Source organism: Streptomyces polyrhachis, from assembly GCF_042663125.1.
GTDB lineage: Bacteria > Actinomycetota > Actinomycetes > Streptomycetales > Streptomycetaceae > Streptomyces > Streptomyces polyrhachii.
Genome location: NZ_JBHSZO010000061.1, coordinates 1 through 19,618 on the forward strand (window position 1 = coordinate 1; position 19,618 = coordinate 19,618).

The 19,618-nt window shown below is 73.9% G+C and carries 16 protein-coding genes; 5 read left to right on the top strand and 11 right to left on the bottom strand.

Translation table 11 applies throughout. The features are described 5' to 3' along the window. Positions 1 to 1,201: GlxA family transcriptional regulator (locus ACFQLX_RS24725; RefSeq protein ID WP_386418630.1), on the bottom strand; the 1,201-nt coding region annotated here is incomplete at its 3' end. An 801-nt stretch (positions 1,202 to 2,002) separates the two neighbouring features. Between ACFQLX_RS24725 and ACFQLX_RS24730 the strand changes: the two genes are divergently transcribed. Continuing rightward, on the top strand, positions 2,003 to 2,524 hold the full coding sequence (locus ACFQLX_RS24730; RefSeq protein ID WP_386418632.1) for a universal stress protein: 522 nt from the start codon (positions 2,003 to 2,005) through the stop codon (positions 2,522 to 2,524). A 369-nt stretch (positions 2,525 to 2,893) separates the two neighbouring features. Here the strand turns inward: ACFQLX_RS24730 and glmS are convergent, their stop codons facing one another. Further along, positions 2,894 to 4,711 (bottom strand): glutamine--fructose-6-phosphate transaminase (isomerizing), encoded by a 1,818-nt coding sequence (gene glmS / locus ACFQLX_RS24735; protein ID WP_386418634.1) that lies wholly within the window; start codon positions 4,709 to 4,711, stop codon positions 2,894 to 2,896. Between the two features lie 45 nt (positions 4,712 to 4,756). Next, positions 4,757 to 5,014 carry a hypothetical protein gene (locus ACFQLX_RS24740; RefSeq protein ID WP_386418636.1) on the bottom strand — a complete coding sequence of 86 codons (258 nt, stop codon included), beginning with the start codon at positions 5,012 to 5,014 and terminating at the stop codon, positions 4,757 to 4,759. 286 nt (positions 5,015 to 5,300) lie between these two features. On the opposite strand from ACFQLX_RS24740, the gene ACFQLX_RS24745 reads away from it, so the two are divergent. Then, a complete protein-coding gene (locus tag ACFQLX_RS24745; RefSeq protein ID WP_386418652.1) occupies positions 5,301 to 6,836 on the top strand; it encodes a beta-N-acetylhexosaminidase in 1,536 nt (511 codons plus the stop codon). Here ACFQLX_RS24745 and ACFQLX_RS24750 read toward each other — a convergent pair. From ACFQLX_RS24750 to ACFQLX_RS24775, 6 genes are all read right to left on the bottom strand, one after another. Then, positions 6,806 to 8,638 (bottom strand): IucA/IucC family protein, encoded by a 1,833-nt coding sequence (locus tag ACFQLX_RS24750; RefSeq protein ID WP_386418637.1) that lies wholly within the window; start codon positions 8,636 to 8,638, stop codon positions 6,806 to 6,808. The two genes, ACFQLX_RS24745 and ACFQLX_RS24750, sit on opposite strands and share 31 nt — an antisense overlap. Further along, on the bottom strand, positions 8,635 to 9,207 hold the full coding sequence (locus ACFQLX_RS24755; RefSeq protein ID WP_386418639.1) for a GNAT family N-acetyltransferase: 573 nt from the start codon (positions 9,205 to 9,207) through the stop codon (positions 8,635 to 8,637). Before ACFQLX_RS24755 ends, ACFQLX_RS24750 begins: the two co-directional genes overlap by 4 nt. Then, positions 9,204 to 10,487 carry a lysine N(6)-hydroxylase/L-ornithine N(5)-oxygenase family protein gene (locus ACFQLX_RS24760; protein ID WP_386418654.1) on the bottom strand — a complete coding sequence of 428 codons (1,284 nt, stop codon included), beginning with the start codon at positions 10,485 to 10,487 and terminating at the stop codon, positions 9,204 to 9,206. Before ACFQLX_RS24760 ends, ACFQLX_RS24755 begins: the two co-directional genes overlap by 4 nt. 22 nt (positions 10,488 to 10,509) lie before the next feature. Beyond that, complete coding sequence (locus tag ACFQLX_RS24765) at positions 10,510 to 11,979, bottom strand: pyridoxal phosphate-dependent decarboxylase family protein (RefSeq protein ID WP_386418641.1); 1,470 nt, start codon at positions 11,977 to 11,979, stop codon at positions 10,510 to 10,512. Positions 11,980 to 12,130: 151 nt separating this feature from the next. Beyond that, positions 12,131 to 12,934: a siderophore-interacting protein gene (locus ACFQLX_RS24770; RefSeq protein ID WP_386418643.1), complete on the bottom strand. Its 804-nt coding sequence runs from the start codon at positions 12,932 to 12,934 to the stop codon at positions 12,131 to 12,133. Further along, positions 12,934 to 13,962, bottom strand: coding sequence for an ABC transporter substrate-binding protein (locus ACFQLX_RS24775; protein WP_386418644.1), 1,029 nt, complete (start codon positions 13,960 to 13,962; stop codon positions 12,934 to 12,936). The genes ACFQLX_RS24770 and ACFQLX_RS24775 overlap by 1 nt, the downstream gene beginning before the upstream one ends. A gap of 162 nt (positions 13,963 to 14,124) precedes the next feature. Here ACFQLX_RS24775 and ACFQLX_RS24780 point away from each other — a divergent pair, with 162 nt between their 5' ends. After that, the gene (locus ACFQLX_RS24780) at positions 14,125 to 15,048 is read left to right on the top strand and encodes a serine/threonine dehydratase (protein WP_386418646.1); all 924 of its coding nucleotides are present in this window, start codon (positions 14,125 to 14,127) and stop codon (positions 15,046 to 15,048) included. Positions 15,049 to 15,099: 51 nt separating this feature from the next. On the opposite strand, the gene ACFQLX_RS24785 is transcribed toward ACFQLX_RS24780, so the two are convergent. Both ACFQLX_RS24785 and ACFQLX_RS24790 read right to left on the bottom strand, forming a co-directional pair. Beyond that, entirely contained in the window at positions 15,100 to 15,954 is an 855-nt protein-coding gene (locus ACFQLX_RS24785; RefSeq protein ID WP_386418647.1) for a spermidine synthase, read from the bottom strand. An 86-nt stretch (positions 15,955 to 16,040) separates the two neighbouring features. Continuing rightward, a complete protein-coding gene (locus ACFQLX_RS24790) occupies positions 16,041 to 16,421 on the bottom strand; it encodes a hypothetical protein (RefSeq protein WP_386418656.1) in 381 nt (126 codons plus the stop codon). Positions 16,422 to 16,787: 366 nt separating this feature from the next. Between ACFQLX_RS24790 and ACFQLX_RS24795 the strand changes: the two genes are divergently transcribed. Beyond that, a complete protein-coding gene (locus ACFQLX_RS24795) occupies positions 16,788 to 18,260 on the top strand; it encodes an ATP-binding protein (RefSeq protein WP_386418649.1) in 1,473 nt (490 codons plus the stop codon). 227 nt (positions 18,261 to 18,487) lie between these two features. Further along, complete coding sequence (locus ACFQLX_RS24800) at positions 18,488 to 19,525, top strand: phosphatase PAP2 family protein (RefSeq protein WP_386418651.1); 1,038 nt, start codon at positions 18,488 to 18,490, stop codon at positions 19,523 to 19,525. The last annotated feature ends 93 nt before the right edge of the window (positions 19,526 to 19,618 follow it).

The following is a 19,618-nucleotide window of genomic DNA, read 5'->3' on the forward strand; positions in this document are numbered from 1 at the left end:
CCGGCTGCTCCGGCAGCGCCCGGGGCGCGGCACCCTCCGCCGGTACGGGCGGCGGGCCGCCCGCCGTACGGCGCCCCTGGCCGGGCACGCGGGCGCCGCCCTCCTCGGCCGCTCCCCCGTGCGCCTCGGTCGGCGGCTTCTCCTCCGCCGCCGCGCCGTCCTCCCCCGCCTGCGGGTGCCTGCTGCGGTACGCGACCCGGTACGCCGCCGGGGAGTAGCCCAGCTGGCGCCGGAAGTGCCCGCGCAGCGCCACCGGGGAGCGGAAGCCGCAGCGGCCGGCGACCTCGTCGACCGAGTGGTCGGAGGTCTCCAGCAGCCGCTGCGCGGCCAGCACCCGCTGGGTGATCAGCCACTGCAGCGGCGCGCTGCCGGTCAGCGAGCGGAAGCGGCGGTCGAAGGTCCGCCGGGACATGTACGCGCGGGTGGCGAGCATCTCCACGTCGAACTGCTCGTGCAGGTGCTCCAGCGCCCACGCCACCACCTCGGCGAGCGGGTCCCCGCCGATCTCCTCGGGTAACGAGCGGTCCACCGGCCGCTCGGCCCCCGGGGCGCGCCGGGCGGGGACCACCAGCCGCCGGGCGAGCGCCGCCGCGGCCTCCGGGCCGTGGTCGCTGCGCACGATGTGCAGGCACAGGTCGATGCCGGCCGCCGTGCCGGCGGAGGTGAGGATGTCGCCGTCGTCCACGTACAGCTCGCGCGGATCGACGTGCACGCTGGGGAAGCGCTTGGCGAGGGTGGGGGCGCACATCCAGTGCGTGGTCGCCGGGCGGCCGTCCAGCAGCCCCGCCGAGGCCAGCGCGAAGGCGCCCGTGCACAGGCCGACGATCCGCGCGCCCTCCTCGTGCGCCCGGCGCAGCGCCTCCAGCGCGGCGGCCGGCGGCGCCTCGGTGATCGACCGCCACGCCGGTACGACGATGGTGCCGGCCCGGGAGAGCGCGTCCAGCCCGTGCGGCGTGGCCAGTTGCAGCCCGCCGGTCGTCAGCAGCGGTACGGGCTCCCCGGCGCAGACCAGGAGCCGGTAGCGCGGGGCGCCGGTGTCCTGGCGGTCGGCGCCGAAGACGGACAGCGGGATGGAGCTCTCGAAGATGGGGCCGCCGCTGAAGAGCAGCACGGCCACGACCTCACGGCGGCGCCGCGCGCCCGGGGCCCTGACGCCCTGCGCAGCACCCTGCGCACCGGCCACGGCGGTGTCCTGGCTCATGCGGTCGCGCCCCCCTCGGTTGTCTCGCCCTCAACGGTGGCCACAAGATCAAATCTTATGGGTCGGACGGGGCCCGTGGGACTGCTTCGGGCCTCAGCTCTTTGTCGATATGGAAACTTGGCGAAAAGCATTCGATCACGAAGCGTGGCACTGCTCGGCGCGGCTGTGAAGTGCGCCTTCCGGTCCGTCCCGGGCGCCCCGCCGACCCGCGGCCGCCATGCGCCCCTGTACGCCCTGACCACGGGGGCTCCGGCAGCAGCCGTACTCAACTCCTGGGAAGTGAACAGAAGTTGGCCGAAAAGCGCTCGCGGGCGCCCCCGCTCCGGCCCCGCCCGGGATGCGCGCGGCAGCACCGACCGGACGGCGGCGCGCGAGGTCGCGCCCCCCGCGCCTACCGCAGCCCGGCCGCACCGCACCACGGCGCGACGGGGGGCGCGGGGAGGGCGCACGGGAGCGCGCGCGGGGCGGGTGTCCGTACGCTCACCGCGGCCCGTGGAGCGCCCCGCCGGGTGGGAGCGGGTGGCGGGGCCGGGGAAGGTGCGCGGGGCGGCGCCGGCGGCCGGAGCGGGCATTGCACTCGCACGGATCCTGCGGCATGCTCCTGACACTCCGTACCGACCCCGGCGCACCACCCCCGCGCACGGGTTTGCGGCTCTGGGCATGTGGGGAGTGTCGCCGTACCCTGGGGGTAGGGACTTGGGAAGACCATTCCCGGTCACACCGGGTACCGGCACCACCCAGGACACGTCCCCGACCCGACCCCCTTCCGCCACCCCACAGGACTCCCCCGCCGAGACACCGATGGCCGGTCACGAAACCCCCGATCCCGCGGACCGCAAGCCCTTCGCCGATCCCACGGCGGAGCCGGCGCCGGACAGCCGCCCCCGCCGGGCCTGCGACCCGGCCTTCCTGCACGGTGTCGTCGTCGGCTTCGACGGCTCGACGTCCAGCGAGCGTGCGCTCGCCTACGCCATCGGCATGACCCGGCGCTCCGGCTGCGGGCTGATCATCGTCCACGTCGCCAACCGGCTGCCCACCACCGTCTGGGCGGGCTGCGAGCCGCCGGTCTTCGTGGACGTCCCCGACCACCGCACCGAGGTGCTGGGCCTGGAGCTGGCCTGTGCGGAGCATCTGGCGGAGGTGCCGTGGATCCTGGTCGAGCGCGGCGGGGACATCTGCCACGAACTCGAGGAGGTGGGGCGGGAGTACGAGGCGAACGCGATCGTCGTCGGCTCCACGCACGGCCTCTTCGGCCGGCTCTTCGGCTCGGTGGCCGGCCGGCTGGCCAGGCGGGCCAGGCGGCCCGTCGTCGTGATCCCCTGAGCCCGACCGCGGCCGCGGAGCCATCCGTCGGACCAGCGGGAGGGCCGGCAGGAGAACCGGCAGGAGAGCCGACAGGGGGACCAGCGAACCTACCCGCTGGTAGAAGGTGGATTGTGAATTTGTGACGGGCATAACGGGGTCAGCGCCTCCGCACCCGACGGAGCGCGGACGGCGACCGGCCCCGGTCGGGCGCCGCACCGGACGCGCTGCCCACCGGGGGGTGACGGTCCCCGGTCAGGCAGCCGCACAGCCGGCGTAATGGGCGACGCCGGCACAGGGGAGGCGGCCCTGCCGCGCGCGATTGGTGGCAGCGCGCGGCAGGGCCGCTCGTGTGTCCCGGACTACTCGTGCGCCCCCCGCGGGGGATGCCTACTCCACCGTCACGGACTTCGCCAGGTTGCGCGGCTTGTCGATGTCGCGGTCCAGCTCCTTGGCCGTGAAGTACGCCAGCAGCTGCAGCGGGATGCCCATCAGGATCGGGTCCAGCTCCGGCTCGTTCTGCGGGACCAGGATGGTGTGGTCGGCCTTCTCCTGGACCGCGTGCGAGACCGCGAGGATGCGGCCGCTGCGGGCCTTGATCTCCTCCAGCGCCGCGCGGTTCTTCTCCAGCAGGTCGTCGCTGGGGACGATGGCGACCGTCGGCATGTCGGGCTCGATGAGCGCGAGCGGGCCGTGCTTCAGCTCGGAGGCGGGGTAGGCCTCGGCGTGGATGTAGGTGATCTCCTTGAGCTTCAGGGAGGCCTCGCGGGCGACGGGGTAGCCGCGCACCCGGCCGATGAACATCATCGAGCTGGCGTGGGCGAACTCCCCGGCCAGCTTGCGGATCTCGTCCTCGCCGCGCAGGATCTCGGCGATCTGCTCGGGCAGCCTGCGCAGGCCCTCGATGATCCGCTTGCCGTCGGCGACCGAGAGGTCGCGGATGCGGCCCAGGTGCAGGGCGAGCAGCGCGAAGGCGACCGTGGTGTTGGTGAAGCACTTGGTGGAGACGACGCAGACCTCGGGGCCGGCGTGCACGTAGATGCCGCCGTCGGTCTCGCGGGCGATGGCGGAGCCGACGACGTTGACCACGCCCAGGACGCGCGCGCCCTTGCGCTTGAGCTCCTGCACGGCGGCCAGGACGTCGTAGGTCTCACCGGACTGGGAGACGGCGATGTAGAGGGTGTCGGGGTCCACGACCGGGTTGCGGTAGCGGAACTCCGAGGCCGGCTCGGCGTCCGCGGGGATGCGGGCCAGCTCCTCGATCATCTGCGCGCCGACCATGCCGGCGTGGTAGCTCGTACCGCAGCCGAGGATCTTCACGCGGCGGATCGAGCGGGCCTCGCGGGCGTCGAGGTTGAGGCCGCCCAGGCGCACGGTGGCGAAGCGGTCCTCGATGCGCCCGCGCAGCACGCGGTCGACGGCCTCGGCCTGCTCGTGCATCTCCTTGTGCATGTACGTGTCGTGGCCGCCCATGTCGTACGAGGCGGCCTCCCACTCCACGGTCTCCGGGGACTGCGCGGTGCGCGAGCCCTCGCGGGTGGTGTACGTGCGGTAGTCGTCGGCCTTCAGGGTGGCCATCTCGCCGTCGTCGAGGGTGACGATCTGGCGGGTGTGGGAGACCAGCGCGGCGATGTCGGAGGCGACGAACATCTCCTTCTCGCCGACGCCCAGGACGACCGGGGAGCCGTTGCGGGCCACGACGATGCGGTCGGGGAAGTCGGCGTGCAGCACGGCGATGCCGTAGGTGCCCTCGACGTGGCGCAGGGCCTCGCGGACCTTCTCCTCCAGCGTGGCGGCCTGGGAGCGGCCGATGAGGTGGGAGAGGACCTCGGAGTCGGTGTCGGAGGCGAACTCCACGCCGTCGGCGGTCAGCTTGGCGCGCAGCTCGGGCGCGTTGTCGATGATGCCGTTGTGGACGACGGCGACCTTCTCCTCCGCGTCCAGGTGCGGGTGGGCGTTGACGTCGTTGGGGGCGCCGTGGGTGGCCCAGCGGGTGTGCGCGATGCCGGTGGTGCCGGCGAAGCGCTTGGGCACCCGGGACTCCAGCTCGCGGACGCGGCCCTTGGCCTTGACGGTCTTCAGGCCGCCGGCCTTGCCGGTGATCGCGATGCCGGCCGAGTCGTACCCGCGGTACTCCAGTCGCTGCAGGCCCTCCAGGAGGAGGGGGGCCACGTCACGCTTGCCGATGTACCCGACGATTCCGCACATACCGTTCCTTTTGGTTGGTTCTCTGCTCAGTCCTGGCGAAAAGACTCAGCCGTACACAAGGCGACGCAACTGCCGCTGGGAAAGTTCCGGGGGTGCCACCACGCGCCGCGCCAGCTCCTCGGCGATCCGCTCGAAGATCACCGCGTTCACCAGGCCCTGGCCCTGGAGTTCGCGGTGGCGGCGGCGTACGAACTGCTCGGCCGTCTCGTCGAAGTAGGCGAGGACGTCCTGCACCACCCGCGCCGCTTCGCCGCGCTGGAGGGGCGCGCTGCGGACCAGGTGGTCGATGAGTTCGGTGTGCACCCGTTGATATTGCGCGATGATCACGGTCTTTGCAAGATTCCTGCCCGGAATCGGGCAGGGAACCACTCGTTCCGGGTGTTGCGGGCCGCATGGGGTCGAACGGGGGTCGAACGGGGAGCGGCAGGGGGGCCGGACAGGGGGACTCGGGGAGGTCATGGACCCCTCACCCCCTTTGCCGGGGCCGCGAGTGGGCAGGATTCCCCCGGTCGTCCGGCCCGGTCGACCGGATCGCTGGGAGGGATCACCCGTGAGACGTACCGCCGTGCTCGCCGTCGCACTGCTGACCATGGCCGCCACGTTCGGAACAGGCGCGGCCGCCGCCCCGGCGAAGGGGAGGGCGGTGCCGGTGGGCTTCGACCGGGTGGTCCCGGCGCCGGCCTCCGCCGTGCCGGGCGGCGCACCGTACGAGATCACCGCCGCCACCGCGATCCGGGTGCCCGCCGGCGGGGAGGCGGGCGCGGTGGGCGCGTACCTGGCCGGTCTGCTGCGCCCCTCGACGGGCTATCCGCTGCCCGTCACCACCGAGAGCGGCTCGGACGGGATCCGGCTGGCGCTGGACGCGGGGAGCGCGGGGGCGCTCGGGGAGGAGGGCTACCGGCTGGACTCAGGACCCGGCGGCGTGACGATCACCGCCTACCGCGGCGCCGGGCTCTTCCACGGCGTGCAGACGCTGCGCCAGCTGCTGCCGGCGGCCGTGGAGTCCCGTACCGCCAAGGCCGGTCCCTGGCAGGTGGCCGGCGGGACGGTCACCGACCGGCCGCGCTTCGCCTACCGGGGCGCGATGCTCGACGTGGCGCGGCACTTCTTCCCGGTGGCCGAGGTCAAGCGCTACATCGACCAGCTCGCCCTCTACAAGGTCAACTACTTCCATCTGCACCTCTCCGACGACCAGGGCTGGCGGCTGGCGGTCGACTCCTGGCCGAGGCTGGCCACGTACGGCGGCTCCACCGAGGTCGGCGGCGGGGAGGGCGGCTACTACACCAAGGCCGACTACACCGAGCTGGTGGAGTACGCCGCCTCCCGCCATCTCACCGTCGTCCCCGAGATCGACATGCCGGGGCACACCAACGCCGCGCTCGCCTCGTACCCGGAGCTGAACTGCGACGGCACCGCGCCGCCGCTCTACACCGGCACCGAGGTCGGCTTCAGCTCGCTGTGCGTGCCGCTGGAGCGCACGTACGACTTCGTCGACGACGTGGTGCGCGAGGTCGCGGCGCTCACCCCGGGCCCGTACCTGCACATCGGCGGGGACGAGGCGCACTCGACCAGCCGCGAGGACTACGCCGCCTTCATGGACCGGGTGCAGCCCGTCGTCGCGGCGTACGGCAAGACGGTGCTCGCCTGGCACCAGCTCACCGGGGCGCGGCCCGCGCCGGGGGCGATCGCCCAGTACTGGGGGCTGACCGGGACCGAGCCGGAGGTGGTCGCGGCGGCCGACTCCGGTACGCGGATGATCCTTTCGCCCGCGAACCGGATCTACCTCGACATGAAGTACGACCGGCGCTCCCGGCTCGGGCTGGGCTGGGCCGGGTACGTCGGCGTGCGCCAGTCCTACGACTGGAACCCCGGCGCCTACCTGGCCGGCGTGCCGGAGAGCGCGATCCACGGCGTCGAGGCGCCGCTGTGGACGGAGACGGCAGAAACCGGCGCGGACCTGGAGTACCTGGCCTTCCCCCGGCTCGCGGGGGCGGCGGAGCTGGGCTGGTCGCCGGCCGCGACGCACGACTGGGAGGCGTACCGGCTGCGGCTCGGGGCGCAGGGCCCGCGCTGGGAGGAGCTGGGGATCGGCTTCTACCGGTCGCCGGAGGTGCCGTGGGAGTGAGCCGGGACGCGCCCCCCTTTCCGGTGGCGGGCGATCGGGTTGGCCAGGGTGCCGTGCAGCTGGAGGGCCGAGACGGGGTCGGCGAGGTCGACCATCTGGCGGTTGTCGCGCAGTTGGAGGCGGTTGAGGCAGGAGAGGTCGAAGCGCTCGGCGAAGAGGTCGAACTCCTCGAAGCGCTCTGACAGGTGGGGGTTGGACTCCTGGTAGTCGCGGACGCACTGCGCGACCGTCTCCCAGAAGTCCTCCTCCGCCAGTACGCCCCGGGTGTGCAGGGTCGCGGCCAGGAAGCGCAGGAAGCAGTCGAAGACGTCGGTGAAGACCGACAGCGCCCACATGCCGCGCGGCACCTCGGCGCGTATCCGGGCGGCCTCCTCGGGCAGTTCGACGGCGGGGTCCATCACCACGATCTCCTCGGCGAGGTCCTTGAAAACCACCCGGTCCACGGCGCCGTCGGCGTCCAGGACGAGGATGGCGTTCTCGCCGTGCGGCATGTAGGCCAGCCCGTAGGCGTAGAGGCTGTGCACCACCGGGACCAGGTAGGCGTCGAGGTAGCGGCGCAGCCAGACGCGCGGCGCGAGACCCGAGCGGGCGATGAGCGCCTCGGTGAGGGAGGCGCCGTCCGGGTCGGTGTGCAGCAGGGCGGCCATGGTGGCCAGGCGCTGACCGGGGGCGAGGGTGGGGACGGGGCTCTCGCGCCAGAGGGCGGCGAGCATCTTGCGGTACGGGGAGCCGGGTTCGGTCGCGGCCTCGTACTGGGGGTGGCGGTAGCCGACGGCGGCCCGTTCGCGGATCACGGAGAAGCGGGCGGCGCGCAGCACCGCGTCGCGTTCGACCAGGTCGGCCAGCCAGTCGTTGATGGCGGGGGTGGCCTCCATGTAGGCGGCGGACAGTCCGCGCATGAAGCCCATGTTGAGGACGGAGAGCGCGGTTTTGACGTAGTGGCGGTGCGGGGCGGTGGTGTTGAAGAAGGTGCGGATGGACTGCTGGGCGAGGTAGGTGTCGGGGCTCTCACCGAGGGGGACCAGGCGGCGCTGGGCGACCTCGGAGGCGAAGGTGACGGAGAGCTTGTGCTCCCACTGCCAGGGGTGGACGGGGATGAGGAGGTAGTCGGCGGGGTCCAGGCCGAGGTCGGTGAGGACGGCGGTGAAGCGGCGCAGGGTGTCGGGGCCCAGCTCCTCGTGCAGGAGGCGCTCGTAGTCCAGTCCGGCGCCCGCGTGGAAGGCGGCGCGCTCGCGGTGGGCGGCGAGCCAGCGCAGGTGGACGGGGGGGGCGGCCTCGGGGGCGTAGGCGAGGAACTCGGTTGAGCCGAAGCCGAGTCGGCCGTTGTTGGCGACGAAGCAGGGGTGGCCCTCGGTCATCGCGGTCTCGATGTCCTGGAAGCCGCCGCCGCGGGCCAGCTCGGCCGCCGTGGCGCGGGGGTGGGCGAGCTTGTAGGCGGCGGAGGCGAGGGTGGCGGAGATCTCCTCCAGGTAGACGGGGAGGATCTCGGGGCGCAGGCCCAGGGTGTCGCGCAGGTCGAGGAAGAACTCCAGTGCGTCGAGCGGGAGTTCGCCCCCCTGGTCGCCGGCCTGCCCACCGGCGCGGTGGCGGGTGATGGAGGCGGCGTCGACCACCCAGTGGTCCAGGGCGAGCAGGTCGGCCTTGAAGCGGTACTCGACCGCCGGGTCGTCGCCGGCCACCGCGTACGAGCAGGGACCGGCGTTCATGATGGGCTTGGGGGTCAGCAGCCGCTCGTGGGAGAACTCGGCGAGGGCCTTGCGGATCAGGTGGCGGGTGGCCCGCTCCCACAGCTCGGGGGTCATACGGCGGCTCCTCGGGCGTTCTCTCGGGCTGTCTCTCGGGCTGTCTCGAAGTCCGCGCGGGTGCAGAAGCTCAGCGCGGCGGTCTTGTGCGGGAGGGTGACGGGGCGTTCGACGCGAAAGCCGACGGCCGCGTTGAGGCGCTGGACGGCGGCGTTGCGCACGTCGGGCTCGACGACGACGCGGCGTACGGCCGGGTCGGCGAAGAGGCGCGCCAGCACGGCGGTGATCACGGCGCGGGTGAATCCGTGCACGGGGGTGTCGGTGGGGGCGACGAGGAAGTGCATGCCGATGTCGCCGGCTTGGGCCTCGTAGACGCCGGTCAGCTCGCGGTGGGCGGGGTCGTAGCGCTCCATGAGGAAGGCGGGCCGGCCGTCGTGCAGGCCGAGGTGCGCCTGGTGGTGCGGGTCGGCGTCGATCGCGGCGTAGGCCGACTCGACCTCCTGGGCGGTGCTCTCCCCCATCAGCCAGAAGCCGGCCTTGGGGTGGGTGACCCAGCGGTGGAGCAGCGGGGCGTCGGCGGCGGGGGCGACGGGGCGGAAGGTGAAGGACGGGGAGGGGGGTGTGCTCATGCGCCGAACTCCTGGAAGGCGATGGACTTCTCGATGCGGTAGGGTTCGCGGCCGCCGAGCAGTGCGCGTACCAGGCAGGAGTTGCGGTAGGCGGCCATGCCCAGGTCGGGGGCGGCGAAGCCGTGGGTGTGCAGTTCGGCGTTCTGGACGAGGATCTCGCCGGTGCCGGCCGCGTCGACGGAGTAGTCGCGGCGTACGTCGTAGCGGCCCTGCTCGTCCCAGCGGATGCGCTCGCGGACCGGGTCCAGGAACTCCGGCACCCGGTAGCGGTAGCCGGTGGCGAGGACCAGTCCCTGGGTGTCGAGGGTGAACTCCCGGCCTTGCTCGTGCTGGTGGAGGTGCAGGGTGTAGGTGGTGCCGTCGTGGTCGACGCCGTCGAGGGCGGTATTCGTCAGCAGGCGCACCGGCAGGGGGCCGCGGCGCCGCTTCACGTACAGCAGGTCGAAGATCGCGTCGATCAGGTCGGCGTTGATGCCCTTGTAGAGGCCCTTCTGCGCGGCGCCGAGCCGCTCGCGGGTGGCGGCGGGCAGGGCGTGGAAGTAGTCGACGTACTCCGGGGAGGTCATCTCCAGGGTGAGCTTGGTGTACTCCAGCGGGAAGAAGCGCGGGGAGCGGGTGACCCAGTTGAGGGCGTAGCCGCCCGGTTCGAGGGACTGCAGGAGGTCGTGGAAGATCTCCGCGGCGCTCTGCCCGCTGCCGACGACGGTGATGCTCTCCTTGCGGCGCAGCTCCTCGCGGTGGTGCAGGTAGCGGGAGTTGTGGGCGGCGTCGCCGGGCAGGTCGCGGCAGGACTCGGGCAGGTACGGGGGTGTGCCGGTGCCGAGGATCAGGCGGCGGGCGCGGTAGGTGCCGTCGTCGGTGCGGGCCGTGTAGGCGCCGTCCTCGTAGACGACCTCCCGCACCCGCTGCCCGAAGCGTACGGAGGAGAGCCGGGCAGCGGCCCAGCGGCAGTAGTCGGAGAACTCCTCCCGCAGCGGGTAGAAATTCTCGCGGATGTAGAAGGAGTACAACCGCCCTGATTCCTTCAGGTAGTTGAGGAAGGAGTACGGGGAGGTGGGGTCGGCCAGGGTGACCAGGTCCGACATGAACGGGGTCTGCAGGTGGGCGCCTTCCAGCAGCATCCCCGGATGCCAGGCCCAGTCGGCCTCCCCGCGGGCCTCCAGGAAGAGGCCGCGCAGTTCGGTGAGCGGTTCGGTGAGGCAGGCGAGGCCCAGGTTGAAGGGGCCCAGGCCGATGGCGAGGAAGTCGAGGGGCCCGCCGGTGGGGGCGGCCGTTTCCAAACCGGCAGAGCCGGCAGGGGTGTCAGAGCGTGCGGGCAAGGTCTTCTCCCACGTGGGCTGGGTCCTGGACGGCGTCCTGGGCGTGTCCGGCGAGCAGGTCCAGGACCGCGGCGATGTCGTCGAGGGTGGTCTCGGGGTTGAGCAGGGTGAACTTCAGGTGGGCGCGGCCGTCGACCCGGGTGCCGGCCACGGCGGCGGCGCCGGAGGCGAAGAGGGCGTGGCGGGCCCGGGTGTTGGCCTCGTCGGCGAGCGCGTCGGGGAGGGGCGCGGGGTCCGTACCGGTGTAGCGGAAGACGAGGGTGGAGAGCACGGGGCGGCAGACCACCTCGAAGCGCGGGTCTGCGTCCAGCAGGTGCCAGGCGGCCGCGGCGAGGTCGCAGACGGCGTCGAAGAGGTCGCCCACCGCGTCGGCGCCCATCACGCGCAGGGTCAGCCAGAGCTTGAGGGCGTCGAAGCGGCGGGTGGTCTGCAGGGACTTGTCGACCTGGTTGGGGAAGGGCGCGGCGGCCGGGTTGAGGTAGTCGGCGTGGTGGGTGGCGTGGCGCAGGGTGCGGCCGTCGCGGACCAGGACGGCGCTGGAACTGACCGGCTGGAAGAAGGACTTGTGGAAGTCGACGGTCACGGAGTCGGCGCGCTCGATGCCGCCGAGCAGGTGGCGCCGGGTGCGGGAGGCCAGCAGTCCGCAGCCGTAGGCGGCGTCCACGTGCAGCCAGGCGCCGTACAGCTCGCACAGGTCGGCGAGCTCGGGCAGCGGGTCGATGCTGCCGAAGTCGGTGGTGCCGGCGGTGGCGGCGACGGCCATCGGGATGCGGCCGGCCAGGCGGCAGTCCTCCAGTGCGCGGGCCAGGTCGCGGGTGCGCATCCGGCGCCGCTCGTCGCAGGGGACGGCCACGACGGACCCCCGGGGCAGGCCGAGGAGTTTGGCGGCCTTGGCGACGCTGAAGTGGCCCGCCTCGGAGACGAGGACGCGCAGGTCGGCCGGGTCGGCGCCGGTGCGCAGGGCGGCCTCCTCGCGGGCCAGGAGCAGGGCGTGCAGGTTGGACTGGGTGCCGCCGCCGGTGAAGACGCCGTCGGCGCCGGGCCCCAGGCCGAGGCGTGCGGTGGTCCAGTCGACGAGGCGGCGCTCGATGAGGGTGGCGCCGGCGCTCTGGTCCCAGGTGTCGAGGGAGGAGTTGACGGCGGAGAGGACCGCCTCGCCCAGCACGGCGGGCAGCGCCACCGGGCAGTTGAGGTGGGCCAGGTAGCGGGGGTGGTGGAAGTAGACGGCGTCGCGGAGGTAGACGTCCTCCAGCTCGGCCAGCGCGGCCGTGGTGTCGCCGAGTGGCCGGTCGAGGTCGACGGCGTCGACGAGGGGCGCGAGGCGCTCGGGCGTGATGCCGGTGAACGGGCCGCGCGCGCCGGTGAGTCGGGCGGCCACGAGGTCGGCGCCGGCGCGCAGGTCGCGGCGGTAGGCGTCGGCGGTGCGGGCGCCCAGCAGGTGGGACCTGCTCATGAGGGGGGTCCTCCCGAAGGTGGGGACAGCCGGAAACGACTGAGGGAAGTTAGGTTAGCCTAACCTAACTTCCCTCAGCTACTCCGACCCCTCGATATGACAGAAGTCCCGCGCTGAGCACGGGACTTCTGTCATCAGGCGGATCGGGGACTCACTCCCCGTCACCTTCCAGGCGGTACTGGTCCTCTGTCGCGCCCCGGCGCCAGTAGCCGGTGAAGGTCACCGCGCGGCGGTCGATGCCGCGCTCGCCGACCAGGTGGCGGCGGACCGTGCGGACCATCGCGGACTCCCCCGCGATCCAGACGTACGGCTCGCCCTGCGGCAGCTCGGCCGAGGCGATCGCCTCCTCCAACCCCGAGTCCAGCCAGGTGATCTCGGCCTTCGCCGCCGTCCGCAGCTCCAGCCGGTCCGCCTCCTCGGGCACCCGCAGCCACACGCGCGCCGACAGTCCCGCCGGCAGCCGCTCCAGGATCCCGGCGGCGGCCGGCAGCGCCGTCTCGTCCGCCGCGATCAGCACCCAGGCGGCCTCCTCGGGCCGCCGGAAGCGCACGCCCGCGTTGTCCGCCACCGCCGGGCCGATCACCGCGATCCGGTCGCCGGGGGACGCCTGCGCCGCCCAGGTCGCCGCCGGTCCGGCGGCCGAGGCGTGCAGCACGAAGTCGATGTCGACCTCGCCGGGCCGCTGGGCGCGCACGGTGTACGAGCGGCAGACCGCCCGTACCCGCGGGTCCATGGCGCGGAACTCCTCGAACCAGTCCGCCCCGCGCGGAACCACCGGCGCCTCCTGCCCCGGATGCGGCAGGAAGACCGACAGGCTCTGGTCGTAGCCGCCGGAGGCGAAGGCGTCCAGCTCGTCGCCGGTGAAGACGACCCGTACCAGCGAGGGGCCCAGGCGCTCGGTGCGCAGGACGGTCAGGTCGAAGAAGCGGAAGGGCTCGGTCTGCGCCGTGCTCATCAGGACACCTTCTTCGCGTCGCGGATCGCCTTGGCCAGGTCCTCCAGGATCGGCGCGCACTTGGCGTAGGAGAAGATCGGCTCGGTGACGCGGGCGACGACCTGGCCGGCCTTGACGGCGGGCAGCTTCTCCCAGGTCGGCTTCTCCCCCAGCTGCGCGGGCTGCAGGGTGCCGGTGCGGTTGTCCAGCAGGATCACGTCCGCCGGGTACTTATCGGCGTTCTCCCAGCTCAGGCCCTCGAACCAGCCGGCGTCGTCCACCTTGTCCGGGATGACGAACTCCACGCCCAGCTCCTTGAAGTAGCGCAGGTCGGCGGACGGTTCGGGGGTGGAGACGTAGAGCAGGTCGGCGCTGCCGGAGGCGACCAGGACCTTGATGCCCGGGTTGGACTTCGCGGCGGAGCGCAGTTCGCCGGCGGCCTTCTCGAAACGCGCCTTGGCCTCGACCGCCTTGGCGGCCTTGAGGTCCGCGCCGAGGGATTCGGCCAGCTCGGCGTGGCGCTGGAGCACGGCGGGCATGGAGGAGCGGGCCACCATCAGGGCGATGGTGGGCGCCAGCTTGAAGATCTTGCCCTTGGACTCGTCCGGTACGTACCAGAGCGCGCCCTTGTCGTACATGCCGGTGATGAGGACCTCGGGGGCGAGGGCGGCGTACTTCTCGATGTTGAACTCGCCCCAGACGTTGCCGAGGATCTCGACCTTGTCCACGTCGAGGTCGCCGGCCTGCACGTCGGCCTTGCCGTCCTTGGTCTTCGTCGGCCCGAAGACGCCCTTGACCCGCACGCCGTAGTCGTGGAGCGCGGCGGCGGTGCCGACGAAGGCGACGATGCCCGTGGGCGCGGCCTTCAGCTCCAGCTTCTCGCCGCGGTCGTCGGTGAAGGACCAGGGTCCGGCGGCCGGGGAGTTCGCGGCGCCCTTGTCCGTACCGCCCATGCCGCCCTCCTCGTCACCGCAGGCGGCGAGCAGGGTGGTGAGGCCGAGGGCGCCACCGGCGGCGAGCAGGCCGCGGCGGGTCAGGTTTTCGGGCATGAGGGTGTCTCCGCTTGTGTACGGGTGTGGGGCGGCCCGGAAGGCCGAGAACGAAACTTAGGTTAACCTAACCTAAGTCACGGTCAAGCCCCGCCCCCGGGCGCGGAAGCGGCCTTCGGGGGCGGGGTCCGGACGTCCGGGCGGGATGCGATGCTCGTGTCCATGAACCGGCCCGTCTCCCCTGCCGATGTGAAGAACGCCGCCGACCTGATCGCCGGGCTGGTGCGGCCCGTGACGCTGGCGCCGGTGGCCGAAGGGCTGTGGTTCGCGCTGGAGTTCCTCCAGCACACCGGATCCTTCAAGGCCCGCGGCGCCGCCAACTTCCTCACCGCGCACCGCACGTGCGGCACGATCCCCGAGGCCGGCGTCACCATGGCCTCCGGCGGCAACGCGGGCCTCGCCTGCGCCTGGGCCGCGCGCCGGCAGGGCGTCCCCGCCCGGGTGTTCCTACCGCGCACCGCCCCGGCCGTGAAGGCCGAGCGGCTGCGCGGGTACGGGGCGCGGGTGACGCTGGCCGGCGAGACCTTCCAGGAGGCGCTGGACGCCTCGCGGCGCCACGCCGCCGAGACGGGGGCGCTCCAGTCGCACGCCTACGACCACCCGCTGATCTCCGCCGGCGCGGGCACCCTGCTGCCGGAGATCGCCGCCGCGGCGCCCGTGGACACGGTGGTGGTCTCGGTGGGCGGCGGCGGCCTCTTCGCCGGGGTCGCGGCCGCGGCCGAGGGCCTGGGCATCCGGGTGGTCGCGGTGGAGCCGGAGAACTGCGCCGCGCTGGCGGCGGCGCTGCGCGCGGGCCGGGTGGTCGACGCCCCGGTCGACTCGGTGGCCGCCGACTCCCTGGGCGCGACCCGGGCCTCGGCGGACGCGCTGTACTGGATCAACCGCCCCGGCAACCGCTCGGTCCTCGTCCCCGACGCGGCGATCACCGCCGCCCGGCGCCGGCTCTGGGCCGAGCACCGCCTGGCGGTGGAGCACGCGGCGGCCACCGCGTACGCCGCACTGGAGCACGGGAGTTGGCGCCCCGAGCCGGGCGAGAGGGTGGCGGTGGTGCTCTGCGGCGCGAACACGGACCCTTCGGACCTGTAGGGAGCGGCCGGGGTCAACGCGCGGCAGGGACAAGGGCGTTGCGCCTGTCCGTCAGTGGAAGACTTCCGGCGGCGGCTCGGGCGACTCGACCGCCGTGGCGTCCGTCACCGGCCGCGCTCCCCCCGTGAACGCGGCCAGTTCCGCGCCGTGGAGGGTGCGCCCCGCGTGCGGGTCGGTGGCCGCGCGGCGGGTCAACTCGCCTACCGGGAGCGGGACATCGGAGGCCACCAGCACCGCGTTGCCGAAGCGCCGGCCGCGCAGGACGCCGGGGTCGGCCGTCAGGCACGCCTCGGGGAAGACCCGCAGCGCGGTGGCCACCTGCGCGCGCACGTGCCGCAGCGGCGGGCCGTCGGCGAGGTTCGCGGCGTACAGGCCGCCGGGGGCGAGCACCCGGCGCACCTCGGCCAGGAACTCCGTGCTGGTCAGATGGGCGGGAGTGCGGGCCACCCGGAAGACGTCCGCGATGACCAGGTCGGCCGAGGCGTCCGGGAGCTTGGCCAGCCCGGCGCGGGCGTCGCCGCCGCGGACCCGTACCCGCGCGTTCTCGGCGAGCGGCAGCTCACGTCGTACGAGCGCGGTGAGCGGGGCGTCGATCTCGAAGACCTGCTGGGTGGAGCGCGGCCGGGTCGCCGCCACGTAGCGGGCCAGGGTCAGCGCGCCGCCGCCGAGGTGGACCACCCGCAGCGGGCGGCCGGGCGGGGCGGCGAGGTCGGCGGCGTGGCCCAGGCGGCGCTGGTACTCGAAGTGCAGGAAGCGGGGGTCGTCCAGGTCGACGTGCGACTGCGGGGCGCCGTCGACCAGCAGCGTGAAGGCGCGCGGACGGTCGGGGTCGGGGCGCACCTCCGCGGTGCCGCCGTCCACCCGCTCCACCACGGACTCGCGCCCGCGCGACCGCTGCCTTGCCATGCGGTCAAGTATGGGCGCGCACCACCGGCGGCGCGCGGGCGGGCCCCGCGCCGGCCAAAGGCCCGCTGCCGCCGCCCGGCCGCCGCTCAGCTGCAGCGGTTCGCGGCCTCGATCGTCCGCCGGGCCTCGCCCAGCGCCGCCTTCAGCACCGCCGGGTCCGTCACCGGGGCGGCCTGCTCCGGGGGGACGAGCCACTGGGTGCCCGTCACGGGCGGGGCGGGCGGCGCCCCTCCCCCGTACGTCTGCGTGCAGGCGCTCCCGGGGAGGTCCCAGCCGGCCGCCGTGCCCGGCGGGACCAGGAAGCCCAGGGTGTCGAAGTCGCCGTCGTGCAGCACCGGGCCCACGGTGGTCCGCAGCCGCAGGATGTCGACCGCCTCCAGCCCGTGGCGGGCCGGAACGGTCACGAGGTCGCAGGGCTCCGGTCCGTAGGCGGTGTACCGGCCGTCGGGCCGGCCCGCACCGGGCACCGCCCCTCGTGTTCTGCTGATGTCCACGCCGGTCTCCAGCAAGGGAAACCCCTCCTTACGCAGTCAGCCGCGTCCCTGCCGAGCAGGTTCACAAGGCTCAACGCGGCAAAGCGTCAACAGAAACGGTGTGATGCCGCCGTAAAGGGTGGCACTTCATGGCGGATGACGAGAGAGATATCCGGTTTGTAGGGGAATCCCGGCCGGGGGTTCGTTCCCAGCCACTACGGTCGTGCCCGCCGGACCACGCGGCGGCAGGCATTCCCCTTACCGCACAGGCGGGTTGGGGAGCCGCGCCACGCCGCATCGCACCGCAGTCGGCCGCGGTGGACCCGTCGAAAGAGGGGCTTCGAGGTGAGAAGCGAATCGGTGGCTCGCGTCCCCAACGCGCCCAACACCGCCTTCCGCGGGCTGCGCGGGCAGCGTTCCGCCGCGGAGTTCGCCGCCGCCGTGCGGCGGGCGGGGCGGGAGATCGGCGAACAGGTCGCCTGCGACGCCCGCTACGTGGGGCGGGTCGAGTCGGGTGAGATCCGGTGTCCGAACTACGCCTACGAACGGGTGTTCCTGCACATGTTCCCCGGCCGCACGCTCGCCGATCTGGGCTTCGCGCCCCGCGAGAGCGTACGGGGGCGGCGGGCGCCCCACGTGCCCGGCGACTCCCTGGTGTTCGGGGAGTCGCGGGAGTCACCGCCGCCCGCGGCCGGCCCCGTTCCCCCTATCGTCCCCGGCCCCCGCCCCGGCCCCGGGACCCGTATCGACGAGGAGAGCGACGTGCTGCGTCGCGCGTTCATGACGGGCGGCTCGGCCGCCATGGCCGGGCTGGCGCTCGGCATCGCTTCCCCCGCCCCCGCGGGCGCCTCGCCGTCCCCGGCCGCCCCCGGCGCGACGCCGCCCGGCGCGGTCCGCGCCCCCGGCCCCCGGCGCCCCGGCGCCGCCGAGGCGGACGCCGTGGAGGAGGCCGTGCGCCGGATCCGGCTGCTGGACGACCGCCACGGCGCCGACACGCTCTACGAGCGGGCCGGGGAGGCACTGCGCCGGGCGCAGGCGCTGATGGACGCGGGCGCCGTACGGCAGTCCGTCAGCGAGCGGCTCCACGCGGGCGCCGGCGAGCTGGCGATCTCCGTCGGCTGGCTGGCGCACGACTCCGGCCGCTTCGACGACGCCCGCTCGTACTACGCGGAGGCCCTCGCCACCGCCCGCCTCGCCGGCGATCCCGCGCTGGAGGCGCACGCCTTCTGCAACACCGCCTTCCTCGCCCGCGACGCCGGCCGCCCGCACGAGGCGGTGCGCTGCGCGCAGGCCGCGCAGACCGTGGCCCGCCCGCTGGGCTCGGCCCGGCTGCGCTCGCTGCTGGCGCTGCGCGAGGCCGGCGGCTGGGCGGCGCTCGGCGAGCAGGGCGCCTGCCGCCAGGCGCTGGGGCGGGCCAAGGACCTCTTCGCGCAGGGGCCCTGCGCGGCCGACCCGGAGTGGATGTCCTTCTACGGGGCCGCGGAGCTGGCGGGGCTGGAGTCGCAGTGCTGGTCGGCGCTGGGCGAGCACCAGCGGGCGGCGGCCTGCGCCCGGCGCGCGGTGGAGCTGCAGGACCCCCACTTCACCCGCAACATCGCCCTCTTCACCGCCCAGCTCGCCGCCGACCTCGCCGCCGGGGGCCGCCCGGAGGAGGCGGCGGCGGCCGGGGCGCGGGTCCTGGGGCTGCTGGGCGGCGAGGAGGGGGGCGTGCGCTCCACCCGGATCCGCTCGATGCTCCGCGCCACCGCCGCACGGCTGCGCGGGCACGCGGCCCATCCGGCGGTGGGCCCCTTCCTGGACCGCGCCCGCGAGGCCAGGCTGCTGCCCGTCTGAGGCCCGTCCAAGGCCCGTCTGACGCCCGCCCGGTCGGCGCGCGGCGCCGGGGACGACGGCCGACGCCGACCCCCCGTACTGTGTCCCAGGCCACATCGAGGCAACCTTTCCCCGCCGCACGGCGTCTACCTGCGCACGTGGCGGGGGCCCCGGCACCGACCTCTTCATGTACACCGTACAGTTGGACACCGCGCCCGAACCGGGAGCGTGTGAGTGAAAGGCGGACGATGGCGACAACAGCCGTGCAGCGTCTCCAGCGATGGTGGGCCGAGCTGCTGCTCATCGTCGTCGTCTACGTCGCCTACTCGGCCGGCCGGCTGCTGGCCCGGGGCGCGGAGTCGCAGGCCGTGGACAACGGGCTGGCGATCCTCGACTTCGAGAAGGCCTTCCGCCTCAACGCCGAGCACCCGCTCAACGACCTCTTCACCGCCCACGCCTGGATCGGCGTCCCCGCCGACTTCGTCTACGCGACGCTCCACTACCTGGTCACCCCGGCCGTGCTGGTCTGGCTCTGGGCGCGGCGCCGCGAGCACTACCGGCGGCTGCGGACCTGGCTGCTGGGCTCCACGGTGGTCGGGCTGGTCGGCTTCGTCCTGCTGCCGACCTGCCCGCCGAGGCTGCTGGAGCCGACGTACGGCTTCGTGGACACCATGGCGCAGTACGCCTCGTACGGCTGGTGGGGCGGCGAGGCCAGCGCCCCGCGCGGGCTGGGCGGTTTCACCAACCAGTACGCGGCGATGCCGAGTCTGCACGTCGGCTGGGCGCTGTGGTGCGGCATCGTCCTCTTCCGCCACGCGCGCACCCCGCTGGTGCGGGCGCTGGCGGTGGCCTATCCGCTGCTGATCACCGTGGTGGTGATGGGGACGGCGAACCACTACCTGCTGGACGCGGTCGCGGGCGTGGCGGTGATGGGCGCGGGCTGGCTGCTGTCGAAGCCGCTGATGCGGGCCTCGGAGCTGACCTTCGGACGCCTGCGCGCGGCGCTCGCCCGCGATGCGGTACCCGCTGCCGAACCCGCCGCCGACAGTGCCGACGGTGCTGACGGTGCTTCAGAACGCGACGACGAGCGGGTGTTGGCGCCCGCTTCGGCGGTGGACGGCGCACCGGTTGTCAGTGGCGGGTGGAAGACTGCCGCGCGTGGACCGCACATCCCGCGACAGCGCGACACCGCCCCGGCCGTTGACCCCTCCGGCAACGGCGCCGACAGCCCTGCCTCCGCTGCCGGCGACGCCCCGGTCGAGGGAGCCCAGCGCGCCTCGCGCTGAGCCCGGCGCCCTGCGCGCCCGCCTCGCCGCCCTGCCCGGCGCCCGCGTGGCGCCCCGCGCGCTGGACGCGCGCGCCCTCGCGGCGCTCGCCGC